19 protein-coding genes and 1 riboswitch are annotated in these 17,881 nt (G+C 69.3%); of the genes, 6 read left to right on the top strand and 13 right to left on the bottom strand.

Translation table 11 applies throughout. The features are described 5' to 3' along the window. Positions 1-69: 69 nt before the first annotated feature. Genes xylA through Ate02nite_RS08270 form a run of 3 tightly spaced genes read left to right on the top strand, consistent with a single transcriptional unit; the run spans position 70 to position 4,129 of the window. Positions 70-1,257 (top strand): xylose isomerase, encoded by a 1,188-nt coding sequence (xylA, locus tag Ate02nite_RS08280; RefSeq protein WP_203801657.1) that lies wholly within the window; start codon positions 70-72, stop codon positions 1,255-1,257. A 20-nt stretch (positions 1,258-1,277) separates the two neighbouring features. Then, a complete protein-coding gene (xylB, locus tag Ate02nite_RS08275; RefSeq protein ID WP_203801651.1) occupies positions 1,278-2,666 on the top strand; it encodes a xylulokinase in 1,389 nt (462 codons plus the stop codon). Further along, on the top strand, positions 2,666-4,129 hold the full coding sequence (locus Ate02nite_RS08270; protein WP_203801689.1) for an MFS transporter: 1,464 nt from the start codon (positions 2,666-2,668) through the stop codon (positions 4,127-4,129). Before xylB ends, Ate02nite_RS08270 begins: the two co-directional genes overlap by 1 nt. On the opposite strand, the gene Ate02nite_RS08265 is transcribed toward Ate02nite_RS08270, so the two are convergent. From Ate02nite_RS08265 to Ate02nite_RS08235, 7 genes are all read right to left on the bottom strand, one after another. Beyond that, a complete protein-coding gene (locus Ate02nite_RS08265; RefSeq protein ID WP_203801642.1) occupies positions 4,037-5,647 on the bottom strand; it encodes a glycoside hydrolase family 13 protein in 1,611 nt (536 codons plus the stop codon). The two genes, Ate02nite_RS08270 and Ate02nite_RS08265, sit on opposite strands and share 93 nt — an antisense overlap. A 9-nt stretch (positions 5,648-5,656) precedes the next feature. Beyond that, positions 5,657-6,373: an HD domain-containing protein gene (locus tag Ate02nite_RS08260; RefSeq protein WP_203801640.1), complete on the bottom strand. Its 717-nt coding sequence runs from the start codon at positions 6,371-6,373 to the stop codon at positions 5,657-5,659. A gap of 5 nt (positions 6,374-6,378) precedes the next feature. Further along, positions 6,379-7,260 (bottom strand): MHYT domain-containing protein, encoded by an 882-nt coding sequence (locus Ate02nite_RS08255; protein ID WP_203801638.1) that lies wholly within the window; start codon positions 7,258-7,260, stop codon positions 6,379-6,381. A 162-nt stretch (positions 7,261-7,422) separates the two neighbouring features. After that, positions 7,423-7,566 carry a GPGG-motif small membrane protein gene (locus tag Ate02nite_RS08250; RefSeq protein ID WP_203801636.1) on the bottom strand — a complete coding sequence of 48 codons (144 nt, stop codon included), beginning with the start codon at positions 7,564-7,566 and terminating at the stop codon, positions 7,423-7,425. Between the two features lie 41 nt (positions 7,567-7,607). Beyond that, positions 7,608-8,351, bottom strand: coding sequence for a metallophosphoesterase family protein (locus Ate02nite_RS08245; RefSeq protein WP_203801634.1), 744 nt, complete (start codon positions 8,349-8,351; stop codon positions 7,608-7,610). Beyond that, positions 8,348-8,599 (bottom strand): hypothetical protein, encoded by a 252-nt coding sequence (locus tag Ate02nite_RS08240; protein ID WP_203801625.1) that lies wholly within the window; start codon positions 8,597-8,599, stop codon positions 8,348-8,350. Before Ate02nite_RS08240 ends, Ate02nite_RS08245 begins: the two co-directional genes overlap by 4 nt. A gap of 1 nt (position 8,600) precedes the next feature. Beyond that, positions 8,601-9,185: a nucleotidyltransferase gene (locus Ate02nite_RS08235; protein ID WP_203801621.1), complete on the bottom strand. Its 585-nt coding sequence runs from the start codon at positions 9,183-9,185 to the stop codon at positions 8,601-8,603. Positions 9,186-9,368: 183 nt separating this feature from the next. Here Ate02nite_RS08235 and Ate02nite_RS08230 point away from each other — a divergent pair, with 183 nt between their 5' ends. Beyond that, the gene (locus tag Ate02nite_RS08230) at positions 9,369-10,079 is read left to right on the top strand and encodes a dTMP kinase (RefSeq protein WP_203801619.1); all 711 of its coding nucleotides are present in this window, start codon (positions 9,369-9,371) and stop codon (positions 10,077-10,079) included. Positions 10,080-10,082: 3 nt separating this feature from the next. Here Ate02nite_RS08230 and Ate02nite_RS08225 read toward each other — a convergent pair whose 3' ends face one another. Next, positions 10,083-10,772 (bottom strand): SDR family NAD(P)-dependent oxidoreductase, encoded by a 690-nt coding sequence (locus tag Ate02nite_RS08225; protein ID WP_203801617.1) that lies wholly within the window; start codon positions 10,770-10,772, stop codon positions 10,083-10,085. 535 nt (positions 10,773-11,307) lie between these two features. Between Ate02nite_RS08225 and Ate02nite_RS08220 the strand changes: the two genes are divergently transcribed. Next, positions 11,308-12,258 (top strand): sigma-70 family RNA polymerase sigma factor, encoded by a 951-nt coding sequence (locus tag Ate02nite_RS08220; RefSeq protein WP_203801605.1) that lies wholly within the window; start codon positions 11,308-11,310, stop codon positions 12,256-12,258. Positions 12,259-12,338: 80 nt separating this feature from the next. On the opposite strand, the gene Ate02nite_RS08215 is transcribed toward Ate02nite_RS08220, so the two are convergent. The 3 genes from Ate02nite_RS08215 to Ate02nite_RS08205 form a co-directional block, all read right to left on the bottom strand. Further along, entirely contained in the window at positions 12,339-13,268 is a 930-nt protein-coding gene (locus tag Ate02nite_RS08215) for a C40 family peptidase (protein WP_203801602.1), read from the bottom strand. Positions 13,269-13,324: 56 nt separating this feature from the next. Continuing rightward, positions 13,325-13,464, bottom strand: a riboswitch (cyclic di-AMP (ydaO/yuaA leader). A 198-nt stretch (positions 13,465-13,662) separates the two neighbouring features. Further along, entirely contained in the window at positions 13,663-13,980 is a 318-nt protein-coding gene (locus Ate02nite_RS08210) for a DUF3817 domain-containing protein (protein ID WP_203801599.1), read from the bottom strand. A gap of 10 nt (positions 13,981-13,990) precedes the next feature. Continuing rightward, the gene (locus Ate02nite_RS08205; RefSeq protein WP_203801596.1) at positions 13,991-14,407 is read right to left on the bottom strand and encodes a hypothetical protein; all 417 of its coding nucleotides are present in this window, start codon (positions 14,405-14,407) and stop codon (positions 13,991-13,993) included. 354 nt (positions 14,408-14,761) lie between these two features. Here Ate02nite_RS08205 and Ate02nite_RS08200 point away from each other — a divergent pair, with 354 nt between their 5' ends. After that, positions 14,762-15,541 carry a GAF and ANTAR domain-containing protein gene (locus tag Ate02nite_RS08200; RefSeq protein WP_239147223.1) on the top strand — a complete coding sequence of 260 codons (780 nt, stop codon included), beginning with the start codon at positions 14,762-14,764 and terminating at the stop codon, positions 15,539-15,541. A gap of 83 nt (positions 15,542-15,624) precedes the next feature. On the opposite strand, the gene Ate02nite_RS08195 is transcribed toward Ate02nite_RS08200, so the two are convergent. Together Ate02nite_RS08195 and Ate02nite_RS08190 are read right to left on the bottom strand one after the other, a co-directional pair. After that, a complete protein-coding gene (locus Ate02nite_RS08195) occupies positions 15,625-17,340 on the bottom strand; it encodes an MDR family MFS transporter (RefSeq protein WP_203801590.1) in 1,716 nt (571 codons plus the stop codon). Then, a complete protein-coding gene (locus tag Ate02nite_RS08190; protein ID WP_239147222.1) occupies positions 17,337-17,789 on the bottom strand; it encodes a MarR family winged helix-turn-helix transcriptional regulator in 453 nt (150 codons plus the stop codon). Before Ate02nite_RS08190 ends, Ate02nite_RS08195 begins: the two co-directional genes overlap by 4 nt. Between the last annotated feature and the right edge of the window lie 92 nt (positions 17,790-17,881).

Below are 17,881 nucleotides of genomic sequence, written 5' to 3'. Positions count from 1 at the left end.
TGACAATGCCACACGGGCTCCAAATAATTCAACCAATAAACAAATCCCACTTGTTACGTGGAGGTAACCGTGCCGGTCCAGCCCACACGCGAAGACAAATTCACCTTCGGCCTCTGGACGATCGGGTGGCAGGCGCGCGACGCCTTCGGTGACGCCACCCGCCCCGAGCTCGACCCGGTCGAAGCGGTGCACAAGCTCTCCGAGCTCGGCGCCTACGGCCTGACGTTCCACGACGACGACCTGATCCCGTTCGGCTCCGACGCGGCGACTCGCGACTCGATCCTGGCCGGGTTCAAGAAGGCCCTCGAGGAGACCGGCCTGGTCGTCCCGATGGTCACCACCAACACCTTCACCCACCCGGTGTTCAAGGACGGCGCGTTCACCAGCAACGACCGCTCGGTCCGGCGTTACGCGCTGCGCAAGATCCTCCGCCAGGTCGACCTCGCCGCCGAGCTGGGCGCCAAGACCTTCGTGCTGTGGGGCGGCCGCGAGGGCGCGGAATATGACGTGGCCAAGGACATCTACGCCGCGCTCGACCGCTACCGCGAGGGCCTCAACCTCCTCGCGCAGTACTCCGAGGACAAGGGCTACGGCCTGCGCTTCGCCATCGAGCCGAAGCCGAACGAGCCCCGCGGCGACATCCTGCTGCCCACCCTCGGGCACGCCATCGCGTTCACCAACGAACTCGAGCGGCCCGAGCTGTTCGGCATCAACCCCGAGGTCGGCCACGAGCAGATGTCCAACCTCAACTTCTTCCAGGGCATCGCGCAGGCGCTCTGGCACAAGAAGCTGTTCCACATCGACCTGAACGGCCAGCACTCGGTCAAGTTCGACCAGGACCTGGTCTTCGGCCACGGCGACCTGCTCAACGCGTTCGCCCTGGTCGACCTGCTGGAGAACGGCCCGGTCGGCGGCGGCCCGAAGTACGACGGACCGCGCCACTTCGACTACAAGCCGTCCCGCACCGAGGACTTCACCGGGGTGTGGGAGTCGGCCAAGGCCAACATGCGGATGTACCTGCTGCTCAAGGAGCGCGCGCAGGAGTTCCGGGCCGACCCGGTGGTGCAGGCCGCCCTGGCCGAGAGCAAGGTTCTCGACCTGGCCCAGCCCACGCTGAACGCCGGCGAGACCTACCAGGACCTGCTCGCCGACAAGAGCGCCTGGGAAGACTTCGACGTCGACGCGGTCGGCGCCCAGGGCTACGGTTTCGTGAAGCTGCACCAGCTCGCCATCGACCACGTTCTTCGCGCCAGCTGAGCGTCGAGCAAAGGGAAGACATGACTCTCGTAGCCGGGATCGACAGCTCCACCCAGTCCTGCAAGGTGGTCATCCGCGACGCGGAGACCGGCAAGCTGGTCCGGCAGGGCCGGGCCGCGCATCCGGACGGCACCGAGGTGCATCCGGACGCCTGGTGGGCCGCGCTGCAGGAAGCGATCGAGCAGGCCGGTGGCCTGGACGACGTGGCCGCCGCCTCGGTGGCCGGCCAGCAGCACGGCATGGTGGTGCTCGACGAGAACGGCGAGGTGGTCCGCCCGGCGCTGCTGTGGAACGACACCCGCAGCGCCGGGGCGGCCGCCGATCTGATCCAGGAGCTGGGCGGCGGGGAGAAATGGGCCGACGCGGTCGGCATCGTCCCGGTCGCCAGCTTCACCCTGACCAAGCTGCGCTGGCTGGCCCGGAATGAGCCGGCCAACGCGGCCCGGGTCGCGGCGGTCTGCCTGCCGCACGACTGGCTGACCTGGAAGCTCTCCGGGTCGACCGACATCAACACGATCAAGACCGACCGCAGCGACGCCAGCGGCACACTGTACTGGTCGGCCAAGACCAACCAGTACCGTCCCGACCTGCTCGAGCTGGGCTTCGGGCGCCTGATCAAGACCCCCGAGGTGCTCGGCCCGACCGGCATCGCGGGTCACCTGCCCAACGGCGCACCGCTCGGCCCGGGCGCCGGCGACAACGCGGCCGCGCTGTTCGGCACCGGCGCCGGCCCGGGCGACGTGGTCGTCTCGATCGGCACCTCGGGCACGGTCTTCGTCTCGGCCGAGGTGTCCCCGGACGACCCGAGCGGCACGGTGGCCGGCTTCGCCGACGTCACCGGCCGGTTCCTGCCGATCGTGGTGACGCTCAACGCGGCCCGGGTGCTCGACGCCGCGACCAAGCTGCTCGGCGTCGACCACGACGAACTGTCCCGGCTCGCGCTGACCGCGCCGCCCGGGGCCGACGGCCTGGTGCTGATCCCCTACCTGGAGGGCGAGCGCACCCCCAACCTGCCGGACGCGACCGGTTCGCTGCACGGCCTCACGCTGAAGACCTCCGACCCGGCCCACCTGGCCCGGGCCGCGGTCGAGGGCATGCTCTGCGCCCTCGCCGCCGGTCTCGACGCCCTGGTCGAGCGCGGCGCCGAGGCCAACCGCATCGTGCTGGTCGGCGGCGGCGCCCGCAGCGAGGCGGTCCGCCGGATCGCCCCCGAGCTGTTCGGCCTGCCGGTCCTGGTCCCGCCCCCGGGGGAGTATGTGGCGGACGGCGCGGCCCGCCAGGCCGCCTGGATCGCGCTCGGCGGCGACGAACCGCCGGCCTGGTCGGCCGAACCCCCGGAGGCGTACGAGGCGGTGGCCGTCCCGCAGATTCGGGAGCAGTACCAAAAGGTCGCTAACCTTCTCCGGTGATGAAGGGCGGCCCGGCGCACCGGGTGTACAGCGTCGCGGTCTTCGTGATCCTGGCGTCGCTGGACAACGTGGCGATCGGGCTGGTGCCGCCGCTCTACGGCAGCATCGGCGACTCGCTGGGCGTCGGTAAGGGCCACATCGCGCTGGCCACCACGACCATGTTCCTGATCAGCGCGGTGGCGGCGATCGGATTCGCGTACGCCGGCGATCGCACCGACCGTAAACCGGTGCTGATCGTCGGCACCGCGATCTGGGTGGCCGGCACGGTCTGGTCCGGCCTGGCCGACAGCTACTCCTCGTTCCTGCTCGCCCAGGTGGTCGCGGCGTTCGGCCTCGGCGCCGTCGCGTCGGTCAGCTTCGCGGTGGTCAGCGACCTGATCTCACCGAAGCGGCGCGGCCTGGTGATGAGCTTCTGGGGGCTGTCCCAGGGCGTCGGCACGCTGGCCGGCACCATGCTGGGCGGCCTGCTCGGGCACGCCAACTGGCGGGAGCCGTTCCTGGTCACCGCGGCCGCCGGGGTGGTCGCCACGGTCGCCTACCTGTTCACCTACAACGTGCCGCGCGGCGACAGCCAGCCGGAACTGGCCGGGATCGACTACGACGAGCGGATCCACACCGGGGACCTGCCGGTGATCCTCGGCCGGCGCACCAACATCTGGCTGATCCTGCAGGGGGCCACCGCGCAGATCGCGCTGGGCTCGCTGGTGTGGTTGCCGGTGCTGTTCCAGGCCCGGGCCGAGGACCAGGGCTACACGGCCGGCACCGCGGTGCTGATCGGCAGCGTCTTCGCCACCCTGTTCCAGCTCGGCGGCGCGCTGAGCATCCTGGGCGGGCTGGCCGGCGACCGGCTGCAACGGCGTACGCCCCGGGGCCGGGCCCTGGTCGCGAGCGTCGGCGTGCTCGCCGCCGTGCCGTTCTACGTCGTGCTGTTCTTCGTCCCGATGACCATCGACGTGCCGGACGGGGCCGGTTCCGGCACCGTCATCCGGGCCGTGCTGATCGACGTCTTCACCGAACCGTCGGTCGGGCTGTGCCTGGCCACCGCGGTGTTCGCGCTGATGCTCACGTCGGCGAACTCGCCGAACTGGTTCGCCCTGATCGCCGACGTGAACCCACCCGAGCACCGGGGCACCGTCTACAGCCTCGGCAACCTGGTCAACGGCTTCGGCCGGGCCGGCGGCAACGCGATGGTGGCGGTGGTCTTCCGGGCCCTGGCCGGCGCGTTCCCGCCGCCCCTCAACTACGCGGTCGGGCTGGCCGGCTTCCAGTTCTTCTGGGTGCCGACCGGGGTGATGTTCTGGCTGGCGAGCAGGACGGTGGCGAAGGACATGACCGATACGCACACCGCCCTGCTGGCCGCGGCCGGAACCTCAGACGACCGCCCAGACGGTGACGTCGGCGGGGAGCCGGCCGTCGGCGTCGAGAGGCTCGCTCGTGAGCAGGACCCGAGCCCCGGCCGGTAACGCCACCGCGGACTGGCCGAAGTTGGTCATCACCAGCACGTCGCCGTTGCGGAAGGCGAGCGCGTCCGACGATGTTTCCTGCCAGGTCAGCGAGCCGTGCCCGAGCTGGTGCTCCGTCCGGATCGCCAGCGCCCGGCGGTACAGCTCCCAGGTCGATCCGGGCACCCCGGCCTGGCGGTCCAGTGCGTACTCGGCCCAGGTGGCCGGCTGCGGCAGCCAGCTCGCGTCGGCCGGGCCGAAGCCGTACGAGGGTGCGTCGGCCTCCCACGGGATCGGCACCCGGCAGCCGTCCCGGCCCCGCTCGGTGTGGCCGGACCGCTTCCAGGTCGGGTCCTCGCGCGCGTCGTCCGGCATCGTGGTGTGCTCCGGCAGCCCCAGCTCCTCACCCTGGTAGAGGTAGGCCGAACCGGGCAGGGCCAGCATCTGCAGCGTGGCCGCCCGGGCCCGGCGCAGGCCCAGCGCGGTGTCGGGTTGCGGATCCGCGGCGCCGATGCCGTTCGTCCGGCCGCTGCCGACCGGGTAGCCGAGCCGGGTCGCATGCCGCACCACGTCGTGGTTCGACAGCACCCAGGTGGTGGGCGCGCCGACCGAATCGTTGGCGGCCATCGTCGAGGTGATCACCCGGCGCAGGTCGGCGGCGCGCCAGGCGGCTTCCAGGTATTCGAAGTTGAACGCCTGGTGCATCTCGTCGGGGCGCACGTAACGGGCCAGCCGGTCGGCCGGTGCCACCCACGCCTCGGCCACCAGGATCCGGGCGGGCTGGTATTCGTCGAGGACCGCCCGCCAATCGCGGTAGACCTCGTGTACGCCGTCCTGGTCCCACATCGGCGGCCGCGGGCCGACCGGGTCGAGGCCGCCGAGGATCGCCGAGGGCTGCGTCCACTCGGCGAGGGTCTCCTCCTTGATCAGGCCGTGCGCCACGTCGACCCGGAACCCGTCGACGCCACGGTCCAGCCAGAACCGCAGGATGTCGAGGAACTCGGCGCGCACCTCCGGGTTGCCCCAGTTGAGGTCGGGCTGGGAGACGTCGAACAGGTGCAGGTACCACTGGCCGTCCGGCACCCGCTCCCAGGCGGAGCCGCCGAACATGCTGGTCCAGGAGTTGGGTGGCTGGTCGCCCCGGCCGTCCCGGAAGATGTAGCGCTCCCGCTCGGGGCTGCCCGGCGCGGCGGCGAGGGCGGCCTGGAACCAGACGTGCTCGCTGGACGTGTGGTTGGGCACCAGATCGACGATGAACTTCAGGCCCAGATGGTGCGCCTCGCTGATCAGCTTGTCGGCGTCGCCGAGGTCGCCGAAGCGCGGATCGACCGAGCGGTAGTCGGCGACGTCGTAACCGGCGTCGTGCTGCGGCGAGGGATAGAACGGTGACAGCCAGACGGCGTCGATGCCGAGCTGCTTGAGGTGCGGCAGGCGCCCGGTGATGCCGGGCAGGTCTCCCATGCCGTCGCCGTCGCTGTCGGCGAAGGAGCGGGGATAGACCTGGTAGATGACGGCTTCACGCCACCAGTCGTTGGGCATGTCGCCAGATTAATCGTCCAGAATCGCGGCGAACCGCTCCTCCGCCAGGTCGAGCTGATCGAGGATGTGGTCCTTGGCCGCCAGCGACAGCGGGGTGTCCGGCCGCCCGGCCAGTTCGCGCAGCTTGGGCACGAGCGGACGGTACTTCGTGGCCGACGAGTAAGCCTTCTCGGCGGTGGTGTGCACCACCCCCACCCCGTTGTCGGTGAAGTCGGAGAGCTTGATCACCCGAGCCCACGGGTCGTGTTCGAGGCTCGTCGCCACGTGCTCGCGGTACTGCTCGTGGCGGTCGCGGTCCGGGTCGTACTCCGGGTTGGTGACCGAGCGGACCAGCTCGGACACCCGGGGGTTGAACCGGCGGGCCAGCTCGGCGATCGCCGCCTCGGTCAACTCCTGGTGGCTGCCGTCGGCGAGCATGCCCAACTCGGCCGGGTGGTCCTCGACGGCGTCGTGCAGCAGCGCCGCGGTCAGCACGTCGACGTCCCGCACCCCGTAGTACTTGATGATGCGGATGGCGACCCGGAGCAGATGGTTCAGGTACGGCTCGCGGACCCGGCGGTCCTCGGCGTGCAGTTTGGCGGCGAGGTCGAGGGCGGAGACCAGTTGAGCGGCTTCTCCGGGCGGGAAGGAGTCGATCTCCAGGAGGAAGCGCTCGCGCAGCCCCGCCTCGCCGTAGACCTCGGTGATCGCATGCAGTGGCATCGACAACAGCATCCGGGTCGCCATGTCGATCAGACTAGTGATTCCCCGTTGGTTGTCGACCGCACCGGGCCCGGCCGAGGTGACGGACGGCGCGCGGGAGTGGCCATTGACGCCTGCTTGAGTGACCACGGGTTGTTCTCGGCGTGCACGCCCCGCTTGGGGGTGCCGGCGCCGTCGGTGAACTCCTCCTCGGTCATCGCCTGCAGCGCGCTCAGCGCCACCCCGACGATGGTGGCCGCGGTGATCAGCATGATCGGCACGATCATGGTGAGCGGCCGGATGCCGTGCACCTCCACCAGCCCGGGATTGAGGCTCACCGTCATGGCCGCCATGCCGGTGTAGTGCATGCCGCACACCGCGATGCCCATGATGGCCGCGGCGCCGATGACCGGGGCCCAGCCGCGCACCGAGATGGCGAACCAGAGCGCCACCGAGGACGCCACCACCGCGATGATCGCCGACGCGACCACCAGGGCCAGGTTGTAGTGGATGGTGCCGGCCACGTGCATGGCCTCCATGCCGCTGTAGTGCATGGCCAGCACGCCGCCGCCGGTCAGCAGGCCGGCGCCGATCACCCGGGACAGCCGTCGGGGACCGTGCCCGACGATCATCAGGCCGAGGCCGACCGCGACGACCGCGAACAGCAGGCTGGCCAGGGTCATGGCGATGTCGAACCGGACCGGGCTGGCCGGCACGTCGAAGCCGAGCATGGCGGTGAAGTGCATGAGCCAGATGGCGCCGCCGCCGATCGCGAACGCGGCGATGCTCAGCCACCGGGTGCGCCGGCCGCGGGTCCGGGCGTCCCGGGCCCGCGCCGTGCAGAGCAGCCCGAAGAACGAGCCCATAAAGGCCAGTAGGTACGCGGCTATCGGGTTGAAGACCCCGTAGGTGAAGTGATGGACCTCGGTCACTGCGGTACCTCGCGAAGATCGACGGGTGTGCCCGAGTGATTTACGGTCAAATACGTGCACATCCATCGCACTTGGTGTGCGGGTCCACATAAAGAGAACCGGGGCCACCAATATGGCGGTCCCGGTTCTGGGGGATTGAGTTGAGCGGGTTCCGAGGGAGGATCAGGTGAAGATGCTGACGCCGCCGGGGCCGACGAGGAGACCGACGATGATCAGGATGATGCCCCAGAGGAGCTGCCGCCGGAACAGCGCGAGGATGCCGGCGACCACCAGGATGACTGCGAGGATCCAGAGGACAAATTCCATGCGATCCGGATACCCCTGCCCCCCAAATCGAAAACCCGCTTTTACGTGGTGACCAGTTCTGTGTCGACGGTCTCACTCAGCAGCTGGTAGATGTTGTACGCCTGCTTGATCACCGGGTGGGCCACATTGCGCACCGGGACCCCGCCCGGCGTGCGGCCGCGCTCCGAGCCGTGGTGGGCGTGCCCGTGCAGGGCCAGCGCGGTCGGCGCCGAGTCGATCGCCCGCCCCAGCTGGTAACAGCCGAGGAAGGCATAGATCTCCAGCGGCTCACCGAGCAGTGTGTCCGGCACCGGGGCGTAATGGGTGAGCGCGACCAGGGCGTCGCACTGCACCGAGTTGAGCGCCTGCTCGAGCCGGGCCGCGATCACCTCGGTGGTGCCCACGAACTCCTTCATCTCCCGCTCGCCGAAGTTGCTGGCACAGGCGCCGGCGAAACCACCGCCGAAGCCCTTCACCCCGGCGATGCCGAGCCGGTGCCCGTTCAGCTCCAGAACGGTGGCGTCGCCCTCCAGCACGGTCATCCCCGAGTCGGTGAGCACGTCGCTCACCCGGGCCTGCTGGTCGCTCTGGTGGTCGTGGTTGCCCAGCACCACCACGACCGGCACGCCCAGCCCGCCGAACTCGGTCACGAAGGAGCGTGCCTCGTCCACCGTGCCGTGCCGGGTCAGATCGCCCGCGATCAGCAGCGCGTCGGCCCGGTCGGGCAGCTCCTCGAGGGCCGGCCGGAACCGGCCGAGGACATCCTTGTCCACATGGACGTCGCCAACGGCGGCGATCCGGATCATGAAATCTCCTCCACCTCGCTGGGCGCGCTGGCCCGGATGATGCCGATGTCACAGACGATCTGTACGTCCGGGAATCGCTGATTGATCTGCCGGCAGATCTCGTCCCGCCGCAGCGGGCTCTCCACCTCGCCGCCCAGCACCAGCAGGTGCTCCCGGCGGTTCACGGTGATGCCCAGCTCCGCGATCCGCCCGTCGGTCAACAGGCTCTGGATCTCGGCTTCCAGGTATTCGTCGAGTTGGGTGCTCATCTCATCCCCCTACCCTTACTGGCCTGTCCCCCGGGAAGGGGACGACGTCCAAGCGGTCGAGCAGGATCAGGAAGGCCTCGGCGTACGGCGAATTGGTCGTCTCCCGCCGGACCCGGTCCCAATCGATCTGCTCGCGCAGCGAGCGGGCCACCGGGAAGCCGGTGGCGAAGTCGCAGTAGTGCTGGCTGTAGCTGAGGAGCTTGTGCACCATCAGCTGGGTGGCCGAGATCACCGGCATGCTGATCGCCTCGACCGAGATCATCTCGGTGTCGGCAAGCGTGTCGGCGGTCACCGGCGTCTCCACCGGGCGATAGATCAGGTCGACCATCCGGTCCTCGTCGTAGACCTTGACCAGCCAGTCCTCGGGCGGCTGCTCGGTGCGGAAGCCCACCGCGGCGAGCTCCTTGAGCGCCGTCTCCTTGTCCTGTTCCCGGATCAGGAAGTCGACGTCGTGGTCGCTCGAGTGGCCGCCGTGCGCGTAGACCGCGAAGCTGCCGCCGAGCGCGAACGGGATGTCCCCGGCTTTGAGGGTGGAGGCCACCCGCTTGAGCGTGGTGGCCAGCCCGGCGTCCACGTGGTGCGGCATGGTGATTTCTCCCTGTCGACGTGTGCGGGTCCGTGCCGATATCCCCTACCCGAGCACCCTTCCCCTTGAACCTCACGTCCCGGGGCCGAGCGCGCCAAATCAACGACTTGACCCCATTTTGGTACGGGGTGGGCGGTGCTTGCTGTGAAACGCTCTGGGCAGGCCCGGTTACCGTTGGTGGGCATGACCCGCCAACCGCGCACGATCGCCCTCGTCGGCATCGACGGAAGTGGCAAGACGACCCAGGCTCACCGTCTGGCCGACGCCTTGGCCGCCGACGGGTTGAACGCCGCCTACCGGCGTAATGCCGGTGGCCGCCGCTGGTTCGGCCGGCTGTCCGCCCGCCTCGGCCGGGGCGACGACGCCGAGGATCTGCTCGGCCGCCGGGCCATGCTGTTCGTCGAGTCGGTGCTGCGCTGGCTGGCCATCCTGCGCACGTTGTTGCGCCGCGCCTTCACCGGCGAGATCACCGTGATGGACCGGTACGCGGTGTGCCAGTACGCCTCGCTCCGCGCCCGGGCCGCCCGGCCGGCCGCCGAGCGCCGGGCCCGGCTGGCCTACGGCCTGTTCCCGAGGCCCGACGTGACCTTCCTGCTCACCGTCGATCCGCAGACCGCCCAGGACCGCATCGAGGCCCGCGGCTACGACCACGAGAGCATCGACTACCTGTCCGCCGCCGCGGCCGCCTACCGCACCCTGCCGGAGTACCCCGACTTCGTGGTGATCGACGCGAACGGCACCCCCGACGAGGTGGCCGCCGAGATCCGCAGCCGCCTCCCGCTGCCGGCCACGGTCACCCGGGCCGGCTCCCGGATGCGCACGATGGTGCTGGCCGGCGGCCCGCTGCTGGCCGGGATGACCGCCCTCGGCTGGCAGTTGGCTGAGTCCCTCTAGGGGCTACGACTGTCCGTAGACCGGGATCTGGGCGCCGGTGGTGGGCGCGGAGGCGTCCGAGGCCAGGAACAGGATGGTCGGGGTGATCTCCGCGGGCCGCACCCAGCGGGAGAAGTCGGCGTCCGGCATCGACCGCCGGTTCGCCGGGGTGTCGATCACGCTCGGTAGCACGGTGTTGCAGCGCACCCCGGCCTTCTTGTATTCGACCGCGACCGCCCCGGCGAACGCCAGCACGGCGGCCTTGGCCGTCACGTAACCGGCCGCCCCGGCGAACGGCGCCACCGCGGCCCGCGACGACACGCAGACGATCCCGCCACCACCGGCCGCCACCAGATGAGGCAGCGCCGCCGCCGTAACCAGATAGGTCGGCCGCAGGTTGACGGTCAGCATGTGCTCGAAGTCCTCGATGGGAGTGTCCGCGATGAGCCCGCCCCCGGCGTACGCCCCGGCGACGTTGACCACCGCGCGCAGTGGCGCCCCGGCGTCCCCGGCCGCGATGGCGACCGCGGCCGTGACGTCCGCCGCGTCACTCAGATCGCCCTCGACGACGATCGCGCCGGCCGGCACCGCCGCGTGCCGGCCGGGCCGCACCGGCGCGACCACCCGCCACCCGCCGGCCAGGAAGGCCGAGACCGTGGCGGTGCCGAGTCCACCGGCCCCGCCAGTGACGATTACCGTCCGTTCGTCGCTCATGAAGATCAATCTTCCTGTGTTTCTCGTCACTACACCCAGCGGGAGACACCTATCGGGGCATCACTCTTCTGGGCGAGTGAAGTCCTGCGTCTCGTGCCGCATTGTGGCAGGTGGTCCCGATCGGCCAGCTCTGGTCGGGATCTTTTCGATGAGGCTTTTGGTTCAAGCCGGTCGCGAAGCTGTCGATGCTGCACGTGAACCCGGGAAGGCGCCTGGCCGTACTGGGTAGTGACGAGCGTCCCAAGGTCCGTGGTGATGCCCGTCGCTGCGACGGATGAGGGGCCGATGGTGTCATTGAGACCAACGCGGGTAGGAGTCTTGCTGCGCGACGACGAACGGCTGCGGCGCGTGAATGCCCCGGCGGGAGCCCTCTTCAGGAACATCGTACGCGGCTCTCAGGTATCACTCAGGCATTCGTGACACTTTCGACCCACCAGCCGGAATCAGTCCAGGCAGTCATTTGTTGTGTAGATGCCGGTAACCGCAAAGAAATAGCAGTTGCGGCGTGGTTAGCAGTTAAGGCAATGAGGGGACCGTGGGCAACGTGGAGAAGAACACCGTCTTGAGGACCGACCAGGTCGCCGAGGAGCGTGACCTTGTCGGCGTCTACCTGCACGAGATCTCCCGGACGCCGCTGCTTGGTGCGGCTCAGGAAGTCGAGCTTTCCAAGCAGATCGAGGCGGGCCTCTATGCGGAGTTCCTGCTCGACGAGGGCGAGGTTCCGCGTGGTGTGAGCCGGGAGGAACTGGAGCGCCTGGTCACCGAGGGCCGCCGGGCCAAGGACCTGTTCATCCGGGCCAACCTGCGGCTCGTCGTGTCGATCGCCCGGCGTTACGTGCGGTCGGGCATGCCGATGCTCGACCTGATCCAGGAGGGCAACACCGGCCTCGTTCGCGCGGTCGAGAAGTTCGACTACGAGCGTGGCTACAAGTTCTCGACGTACGCGACGTGGTGGGTGCGTCAGGCGATCAGCCGGGCCATCGCCCAGCAGGAGCGCACCGTGCGCCTGCCGGTGCACCTGGTCGAGGACGTCAACCGGATGCGCAACGTCACCCGGCAGCTCGTTCGCGAGCTGGGCGCCGACCCGGAGCCCGACCAGATCGCGGCAGCGCTCGGCGTCACCGTCGAGCGGGTCAACGAGCTCACCCGTTGGGCGCAGGACACCGTTTCGCTGGACACGCCGGTCGGTGACGACGGCGACACCAACCTCGGTGACCTGGTGGCCGACAGCGACGCGCCGTCGCCCGAGGAGATCGTGCTGACCGCACTGGAGCGGCAGCGCATCGAGGGTCTGCTGAACCACCTCGACGACCGGTCGGCCGGCATCATGCGGGCCCGCTACGGCCTCGAGGACGGGCGGGAGCACTCGCTGACCGAGGTGGCTTCGCGCTTCTCGCTCAGCCGGGAGCGCATCCGTCAGCTCGAGATCCAGGCCCTCGGCCGGCTGCGCGAGCTGGCCCGGGCCGAGGGCCTGCAGGCCGCGTAACAACGGCCGCGTAACAACCCCCCTTCCCAGACGAAAAGGCCGGTACCCCGAGGGGTACCGGCCTTATGCGTGTCCGGGAACTACTTGACCCGGCCGTAGCCGTACGGGGTCATCACGTTGATCGTCCGCTTCTTGATCGGCTCGCCCTGGCGGGACGCGTCGATGATCATGCCGCCGCCGACGTACAGGCCGACGTGGCCGAGGCTGCGATAGAAGACCAGGTCGCCCGGCTGGAGGTCGGCCTTGCTGATCCGGGCGGTCGCGCTGTACTGCGCCGCGGCGTTGTGCGGCAGCGACTTGCCCGCCTGCGCCCACGCCATCATGGTCAGACCCGAGCAGTCGAACGTGTTCGGGCCGGAGTCGCCGTAGCCGTAGTAGGCCGGCTTGTTGGCCTGGGTGTAGGCGTAGGAGACCGCCTTGCCGGCCGAGCCGGAGATGGCCGGGGCCGGGCCCGCGGCGCCCGCGACGCCGGTCTCGGAGGCGCTGCCGTAGGCCTGCTCGCGCATGGCCTTCAGCTTCTTGATGTCGCCCTCGATCTTCTTCTTCCGGGTGTCGATCGCCTTGAGCTGAGCCGCCTGCTTGGCCTGAGTGGTCTTCAGGGCGGCCGACCGCTCGTTGTAGGTGGCGGTCGTGTCGGCGTACGCGTCGATGTCGCGCTGGTTGGAGCGCTGGATGAGGTCGAGGTAGGCCATCCGGTCGACCAGGCTGCCCTGGTCGCCGCCGCCGAGCATCGCGGCCATCGGGCCGATCCGCCCCTGCTTGTACGACGTGGCCGCGATGTTGTTGACCTGCGCGCTGGCAACCAGCTGCTTGGCCTTGGCCGGGGCGATCGACGCGGCCAGGTTCTTCTGGTCGGTCGCCGTCTTGGCCAGGTCGATCTTGAGTTTGTTGTACGACTCGGTGATGTCCTCGAGCTGATTCGAAGCCGTTTCGATCTTCTTCTTCAGCTCGGTCTCGGACGGCGCCGCGTGTGCCGAGGTCGCCATGGACCCGGTGAGCGCGAACGCCATCGCCGCGACCACGAGTGACCGAAGCCTGGTTCGGGGGTGTGGCACCGGTAAGTCGGCCTTTCTTCCGCTGCCGCCTACCGGGTTAGCTGACGGATTCGGGCTCGGAAGATCGCCCTACCGCTTGCGCGGATTCACCCCAGAAACGCGGTTCCCCGGTTCTGTCGCGGGGCCTGCACATGTTCGGGGGAGAACACGCTGGGTCACCGCGCCGATTCGGCGGCGTTGGCCGGTGTCACCGAGGGGAGTGACTGCGGACCGATCCAACCGCACCAACTTATCGACGCGGAAAACAAAATCAAGATCTGGGCCCGGGATTTAAGACAAAGGTCAGGAATGCGGGAATGATCCCGATAACACATTGTCATTTGCCGAAGACGCCGCGTTATTCAGCGGTTCAAACTGGACTTTTCGCCAGTTCGGCGGGGATCCACACCTGCGACACCTTACGCTCCGCCCAGAACGAGAGGAACGGGATCGTGCCCGCCGCCATCACCAGCAGCATGCGCGGCAGCGCCCACCCGGCCCGGCGGGCCAGATCGAAGGTCAGCACCAGGTAGACCATGAACAGGAAACCGTGCGCCGGCCCGACGGTGGCCACCACGACGTCATTGTCGCCGAGGTATTTCAGCGGCATGCCGACCACGACGAGCGCGAGCAGGCACACGCCGACGATCCACGCGATGATCCGGTAGCGGGTCAGGGCTCCCTGCACGATCCACGTCCTATTTCGTCGGCGTCGAGTGGCCGGGGTAGTCGACGGGGCGGGCGCCCGGATTGTCGGCCAGCCAGGTCAGGTAATCGTTGTAGGCCGCCAGCTCGGCGTCGTCCTCGGCCTGCGGGGCTCGGACGGCCACCCGGACCGGCCGGCCGACCGTAACAGGCCCGCCTGGGAGTCGTTCCGGCTCTTCGTCCGGTTTCGCGGCTGCTTTCTCGGGGTGCCGGGCGAGCTGCACCTCGCGCCACCACAGGAACGCGAAGAACCCGGCGAAGACCGGCCACTCGAACGTGTAACCCCAGCTGAGTGAGTTGCCCCCACTCGCGCGGCTGAACTGCCACCAGCCCAGCGCGAGGGACACCGTCACGGCGGCCAGGGCCAGGACATGCCGCGCTATCCACGCCGGCGTCCACAGCCCCTTCATGCCCACGAGAATACCGGCGACCCGATTGTGCTCCGCGTCACAACACCCTAAGGAATCGCGGGCGAGGGTCGACCGTTGAGAGCAGATGTCGGTGTGTCCAGTGTCCCCGGGCCTCACCACTAATGCCTTCACGGAATACCGTTCGGCTGGAGCCGTGTTGTGCCACTCGCCGAGAGGCGACATGCACACCGACGTCTTGTGGCAACGCCCCCGGGTTTACCCGGGGGCGTTGTTGTGTTTCGGGGGCCTTCCCGGGTGGGTATCAAGATCGTCATGACCCGCATACCCGGCAAGACCACCCGGTAGGGGCAACGAACTTCCGTGTCTGTCGATGGTCATGGCAATATGCGCCGGGTGTCTGCCCCGAATCGCCGGATTTCGTCCCCGCGGCGTGGTCCCGCCCGCCTGCTGAGCCGTCGTGCGCGCACCCGCAACGGTGTGCGTTCCGCGGCCCTGAACGGCCCGCACGCGGTCGAACTGGCCGGTCTCCTGCACGAGCTGTCGGTGCGGCTTCTCGGCGCGGAGAGCTTCGCTGCGGCCCTCGAGCGCCTGGCCGCCCACGCCTTCGACGCGGTGCCCGGCACGGTTCGCTGCTCGGTCACGCTGATCGGCGAGGGTGGGCCGCTGACCTGCACCGCGCACGGTGCCGCCGGGGAACGGCTGGACCAGCTCGGGCACGAGCTGAGCATCGGTCCCGGGCTCGACGCGGCCCGGACCCGGGCCCTCACCACGGCCGACGACCTGCCCGCCGACGAGCGCTGGCCGCAGCTCGCGGGGCCGGCCCGGGAGGCCGGGATCCACGCGGTGGTCGCCATCCCGCTGGACGTTCCGCGGGCCGAGGTCGGCGCGGTCAGCCTCTACCTGGATCGGACCGGTGCTCTCGCGCCGGATCTGCTGATCACCGCGATGGCCCTGGTCAACCACGCCGAGGTGCTGCTCGGTGAGCTGCGCCGGCGGGACCAGACGAGCACCGACGCGACCGTCGACCGGGCGGTCGGCGTGATCATCGCGCAGCGCGGCTGCGGGGTCCGCGAGGCCTACGACGTGCTGGGGGAGACCGCTCAGCGGCTCGGCCTGGACCGGCGAACCGTTGCCGACCGGCTGGTAGCGGCCGCGGCTGCCCGCAAAGGCTGAGAACGGCCGAAGCCGGGACCGCGTGGCGGCCCCGGCTTCGTTTCACGGTGCTCCGGGCGTACGCCCGAAGTGGTTGTTGAATCTCAGGTGTTGACCTTGTCGGTCAGCGGGCCGGCGCCCACCTCGCCGGGCACGCCGTCGCTGTTCTCGGCGGCCAGGATGTCGTCGGCCCGCTGCTGCTGGGCCGAGCGCTGGGAGAGCGGGATCTCCGGCAGGAAGAAGACCACGATCAGGCCGATCACCATGATCGCGAAGGCCATCAGGAAGACCACGTGGATGCCGTCCGAGAAACCGACCTTGAACGGGTGGGCCAGGACGTCGGTGAGCTTGTTGATCCACGAGGTGTCGCTCAGGTCGCTGCTGCCGCCGCCGGCGGTGGCCTGCTGCAGGATCTTCGCCTGGTCGGGGTTGGCGGCCAGGGCGGCCTGGAAGTCGGTGGTCGACTCGGCCGACTTGAACGCGTTGCCGATCTTGCCGGGAAGCACGTTGAACAGCACCGACAGGAAGACCGCGGTGCCGAGCGTGCCGCCCATCGAGCGGAAGAACGTCACCGAGCTAGTGGCCACGCCGATCTCCCGCGGGCCGACCGCGTTCTGCACCGCGGTGATCATCGGCTGCATGTTGCCGCCCAGGCCGAGGCCCATCACCACCATGATCAGCATGGTCTGCCAGAGCGGGGTGTCCGCGCCGATCAGGGCGAACAGGCCCAGCGCGACAAGCATCAGGGAGCTGCCGATGATCGGGAAGATGCGGTAACGGCCGGTGCGGGCGATGAGCTGACCGGCGGTGATCGAGCCGGCCATGATGCCGAACACGAACGGGATCATCTGCAGGCCGGCCATGGTGGCCGAGGAGCCCTTCACGATCTGCAGGTACAGCGGGACGGTCATCAGGCCGCCGAACATCGCCATGCCGAGGATGGTGCTGGAGGTGGCACCGACGGCGACCGTGCGGTTGCGGAACAGCCGCAGCGGCAGCAGCGCCTCGTCCTTGTAGGCCCGCTCGGCGAAGATGAACGCGACGATGCCGATCACGCCGACCGCGTAGCAGGCGAGCGCCCGGCCGGAGCCCCAGCCCCAGGCGCGGCCCTGCTCGGCCACGGTCAGCAGGGGCACCAGGCCGACGATCAGGCTGAGCGCGCCGGGCCAGTCGATCCGGTGGTCGGTGCGCTGGTGCGGCAGGTGCAGCACCCGGGCCACGACCGCCATGGCGGCGATGCCGATCGGCACGTTCAGGTAGAAGACCCAGCGCCAGCCGTCCACCCAGAGGATGGTGTCGGCGCCGGCGAAGAAGCCGCCCAGGATCGGGCCGATGACGCTGGCCGTGCCGAAGACGGCCAGGAAGAGGCCCTGGTAGCGGGCTCGTTCCCGGGGCGGCACGATGTCGCCGATGATGACCAGGGCCAGCGACATCAGGCCGCCGGCGCCGAGACCCTGGATCGCGCGGAACCCGGCCAGCTCGTACATGTTCTGGGACAGGCCGCAGAGCATCGAGCCGACGATGAAGATGCCGATCGCGAACAGGAAGAACGGCCGCCGGCCGTAGATGTCGGACAGCTTTCCGTAGAGCGGCGTGGAGATCGTCGACGTGATGAGGAACGCCGTGGTGGCCCACGCCTGCATGTCGAAGCCGTGCAGGTCGTCGGCGATCGTCCGGGTCGCGGTAGCCATGATCGTCTGATCCAGGGCGGCCAGGAACATGCCCATCATCAGGCCGCCGAGGATCGTCAGGATCTGCCGGTGGGTGAATTCCGCATTCGGCTTGGCAGCCGGTGGTGCGGCGGTTTCGGGGTTGCTCACGCGATCTCCCGTGCTGGTGTCGCGGCCGGCGCGCTGCGGAGGTGCGTCTCGACCGCCGTGTTGAATTCGGTGAAAAGTTCGATGAATGCCTCGACGCGCTCGGTCGGCCAGCTGCTGAGCGCCTCGGCGAGCATGTCCTCGCGGGCGTCGTGCAGTTGCCGGCAGGCGTCCAGGCCGGCCTCGGTGATCGCCAGTCGCGATGCCCGCCCGTCCTCCGGGTCGGCCTCGCGGCGGGCCAGGCCCGCCTTGACGAGTTGAGCGGTCTGCCGGCTGACCGTCGAGGGGTCGGCCTGCTTGACCTCGGCCAGGTCGGTCACGCGCATCGGGCCGTGGAAGCGCAGCGGGAAGAGCAGCATCAGTGCGGAGAACTCCGCGCCGAAGTCGCCCTTGTTGAGCATGCTCTTGGCCCGCGCGCCGAGCCGGAAGAACCGCACAAGTTCGTCGGCCAAACGACCCGGACCAGTAGCTCTGTCCGATTCATGCACGTGCGTTACCTGCCTGAGTGGCCTTGGGTGGATGCGTGCAGCGTACAACTGGTTGC

Origin of the sequence: Paractinoplanes tereljensis (assembly GCF_016862435.1) — a bacterium.
Classification (GTDB): domain Bacteria; phylum Actinomycetota; class Actinomycetes; order Mycobacteriales; family Micromonosporaceae; genus Actinoplanes; species Actinoplanes tereljensis.
The sequence above is the reverse complement of the archived record's forward strand: the minus strand, read 5'-3'. Positions and strand labels throughout refer to the sequence as shown.

Coding starts and splice junctions, on each gene's coding strand:
- xylB (WP_203801651.1), top strand. CDS start 1,278: ATGACTCTCGTAGCCGGGATCGACAGCTCCACCCAGTCCTGCAAGGTG.
- Ate02nite_RS08270 (WP_203801689.1), top strand. CDS start 2,666: ATGAAGGGCGGCCCGGCGCACCGGGTGTACAGCGTCGCGGTCTTCGTG.
- Ate02nite_RS08265 (WP_203801642.1), bottom strand. CDS start 5,647: ATGCCCAACGACTGGTGGCGTGAAGCCGTCATCTACCAGGTCTATCCC.
- Ate02nite_RS08260 (WP_203801640.1), bottom strand. CDS start 6,373: ATGGCGACCCGGATGCTGTTGTCGATGCCACTGCATGCGATCACCGAG.
- Ate02nite_RS08250 (WP_203801636.1), bottom strand. CDS start 7,566: ATGGAATTTGTCCTCTGGATCCTCGCAGTCATCCTGGTGGTCGCCGGC.
- Ate02nite_RS08245 (WP_203801634.1), bottom strand. CDS start 8,351: ATGATCCGGATCGCCGCCGTTGGCGACGTCCATGTGGACAAGGATGTC.
- Ate02nite_RS08240 (WP_203801625.1), bottom strand. CDS start 8,599: ATGAGCACCCAACTCGACGAATACCTGGAAGCCGAGATCCAGAGCCTG.
- Ate02nite_RS08235 (WP_203801621.1), bottom strand. CDS start 9,185: ATGCCGCACCACGTGGACGCCGGGCTGGCCACCACGCTCAAGCGGGTG.
- Ate02nite_RS08230 (WP_203801619.1), top strand. CDS start 9,369: ATGACCCGCCAACCGCGCACGATCGCCCTCGTCGGCATCGACGGAAGT.
- Ate02nite_RS08225 (WP_203801617.1), bottom strand. CDS start 10,772: ATGAGCGACGAACGGACGGTAATCGTCACTGGCGGGGCCGGTGGACTC.
- Ate02nite_RS08215 (WP_203801602.1), bottom strand. CDS start 13,268: ATGGCGTTCGCGCTCACCGGGTCCATGGCGACCTCGGCACACGCGGCG.
- Ate02nite_RS08205 (WP_203801596.1), bottom strand. CDS start 14,407: ATGAAGGGGCTGTGGACGCCGGCGTGGATAGCGCGGCATGTCCTGGCC.